The organism is Mycobacterium sp., from assembly GCF_036488105.1.
GTDB lineage: Bacteria > Actinomycetota > Actinomycetes > Mycobacteriales > Mycobacteriaceae > Mycobacterium.
Genome location: NZ_DASXHW010000332.1, coordinates 1 through 2,666, shown reverse-complemented (window position 1 = coordinate 2,666; position 2,666 = coordinate 1). Strand labels below are relative to the sequence as shown.

The following is a 2,666-nucleotide window of genomic DNA, read 5'->3' as shown; positions in this document are numbered from 1 at the left end:
TCAGCTCATCGGTGGTGCGCTCGCGGCCGTCGACCACCAGGTCGGCACCCGCCTCGACGCCCTGGCCGATGTAGTCGCGGACCCGCTTGAGCGCGGCATCGGTGACGAGCGGGCCGTAGTCGGCCTTCGGGTCCAGGCTGTGCCCGACCCGCAGCTGGTTGATGCGCTCAACAAGCCTGTTGCGCAACCGATTTGCCGTCTCCTCGCCGACGGGCACCGCGACGCTGATTGCCATGCACCGCTCCCCGGCACTGCCGTAACCGGCGCCGATCAGCGCGTCGACGGCCTGGTCCAGGTCGGCGTCCGGCAGGACGACCATGTGGTTCTTCGCGCCGCCGAAGCACTGCGAGCGCTTGCCGTTGGCGGCCGCCGTCTCGTAGATGTACTGCGCGATGTCGGAGCTGCCGACGAAGCCGACGGCCTGGACGTCGGGGTGGTGCAGGATCGCGTCCACGGCTTCCTTGTCGCCCTGGACCACCTGGAATACGCCCGCGGGCAGGCCGGCCTCGAGGAACAATTCGGCCAGGCGCACCGGCACCGACGGGTCGCGCTCCGAAGGCTTGAGGATAAACGCGTTTCCGCATGCCAGCGCGGGGCCTGCCTTCCACAGCGGGATCATCGCCGGGAAGTTGAACGGTGTGATACCGGCGACCACGCCGAGCGGTTGGCGGACGGAGTAGACGTCGATGCCCGTACCGGCGCCCTCGGTGAATTCACCCTTGAGCAAATGCGGGATGCCGACACAAAACTCGATGACCTCGATGCCGCGCTGGATGTCGCCCTTGCTGTCGGCAACGGTCTTGCCGTGCTCCAGGCTGAGCAATTCGGCGAGCTCTTCGACATTGGCGTTGACCAATTCGACGAACTTCATCATGACCCGGGCTCGGCGTTGCGGGTTGTACGCCGCCCACTCTTTCTGCGCCTCCTTGGCGGAGGCGACCGCGGTGTCGACATCGGCGGCGGACGCCAGCAAGACCTGTGCCTGCACCGTGCCCGTGCTGGGGTTGAGTACGTCGGCGGTCCGGGTCGATGCGAGGTTGCTACGGCGTCCGTCGATGAAATGCGGAATCTGTGTGGTCATGGCTGTCCTCGGACATAGAAAAAGCAGCAGATGGGTTTACTAGGACATCCTAGTAACTGCGGTGGTGTGATGGCAAGCGCCGCAGGTCAGCGGTTGGCGCGCTGCCCAGCCACGCGCCCGTCATGCCGCGGCACAAATATCCAAGACCGCTGGCCGCGGCTCGGTCATGATGGGCCGATGGACAACACCAAACACGCGGTAGCGGCCACCGGACTCCTCGTCGCGGCCATGCGCGCCGAAGAATCTCTGCGCGACGACGCCCTCTTTCACGATCCGTTCGCCGAACGGCTGGCCGGCGACGAAGGCCGACAATTGCTTGCCGAGGCGAGTGCGGAGACGGGGCAACCATCGGCGCCAATCGTGGTCCGCACAAGGCTGTACGACGAGGCACTGTTGCGCGTGGGCGCATCGCAGGTGGTGATTGTGGCTGCGGGTATGGACGCCCGCTCTTTCCGGTTGCTGTGGCATGACGGCGTTACCGTCTACGAGGTCGACCAGCCGCAGGTGATCGCGATCAAGGAAGAGCGGCTGGCGGGGGAGCGGCCGCGCTGCCGACGTGTGTCGGTCGGCGTCGATCTCGCTGACGACTGGCCGAAAGCACTTGAAGCGCAGGGATTTAACCCCGAGGCGCCGACAGTCTGGTTGATTGAAGGTCTGTTGCAGTATCTCGAAGCCTCAGATGTCGATCAACTGTTCGCCCGCGTCAGCGGGTTGTCCGCGCCCGGTTCGGTGCTGCTCTGCGACGTCGTCGGCACGGCGTTGCTGGAGGCCCCGTTCTCGGCGGCTACCCTGGCGTATATGGAAAGGCTCGGCGCGCCATGGGTTTTCAGCAGCGACACACCGGCCGCCCTCGTTGAAAACCACGGCTGGTCAGCCGCCGTCACCGACATGGCTGTACCGGGCAACAAATGGAAACGTTGGGCACACCCGCCGGTTCCGGCTGATGTACCCAACGCTCCGAGAGGCTACTTCGTGGAGGCGGTCAGGGCCTGAGGCCTAGTCGCCGCCGCCGCCCCCGCCCCCGCCGGGGCCTTTGGGCACGGTTGTCTCCCCGTCTCCGGTGCCTTTACCTGGGGCGTTGCCCTTCAGGTACTTATGGCCAGGCGCGTGTTCTTCCTCGAGTTGCTTAGGGCAGTACGCCTTCGCCGAGATCGTCGCGAATTGAGCGGCGCCGCTTTCGGTGAGGGCCGGGTTGCTCTCCTGCAGGTGCTGGATCAGGTGCAGGCCGCCCATGCCGTTGTGGAGGCAACCGCACACGGCCTGGCCTGCGCTGACAGCCTGGGCCGGGTCGGAAAAGCCGATTCCTACATTCTTCAGGTCAGCGAGGAAAGAGCCGTTGTTGTCGTCGCCGGCCGGCTCGTCGAGGCCAGGTTCGGAGTGCGCCGGCACGGCAAGCACCAGGCCCAGCGATACGCCAAGGATGGCGAGCAGAGATTTCATCGATCCTTACCTTCCTTGCAGGGTGTTAGAGGCCGCTGGCCTTAGGCTTCGAGTCACCCAGGGACGGCGGGTATGGCTTTCATCGCTCAGCCCTCGATGGCCGAGGAGGATTGGCCGCCCGCCGTCCCGCGACGACTCGACCGCT

General features: G+C 65.8%; 2 protein-coding genes and 1 pseudogene. 1 reads left to right on the top strand and 2 read right to left on the bottom strand.

Translation table 11 applies throughout. From position 1 onward, the window contains the following. On the bottom strand, positions 1-1,081 hold a 1,081-nt coding region (gene mmsA / locus VGH54_RS17590; protein WP_331513356.1), incomplete at its 3' end, for a CoA-acylating methylmalonate-semialdehyde dehydrogenase. Positions 1,082-1,258: 177 nt separating this feature from the next. Here mmsA and VGH54_RS17585 point away from each other — a divergent pair. Further along, entirely contained in the window at positions 1,259-2,074 is an 816-nt protein-coding gene (locus VGH54_RS17585; protein ID WP_331513355.1) for an SAM-dependent methyltransferase, read from the top strand. A 111-nt stretch (positions 2,075-2,185) separates the two neighbouring features. Here VGH54_RS17585 and VGH54_RS17580 read toward each other — a convergent pair. Then, positions 2,186-2,521: pseudogene (locus tag VGH54_RS17580) on the bottom strand (DUF732 domain-containing protein); the annotation flags it as partial. Positions 2,522-2,666 lie beyond the last annotated feature (145 nt).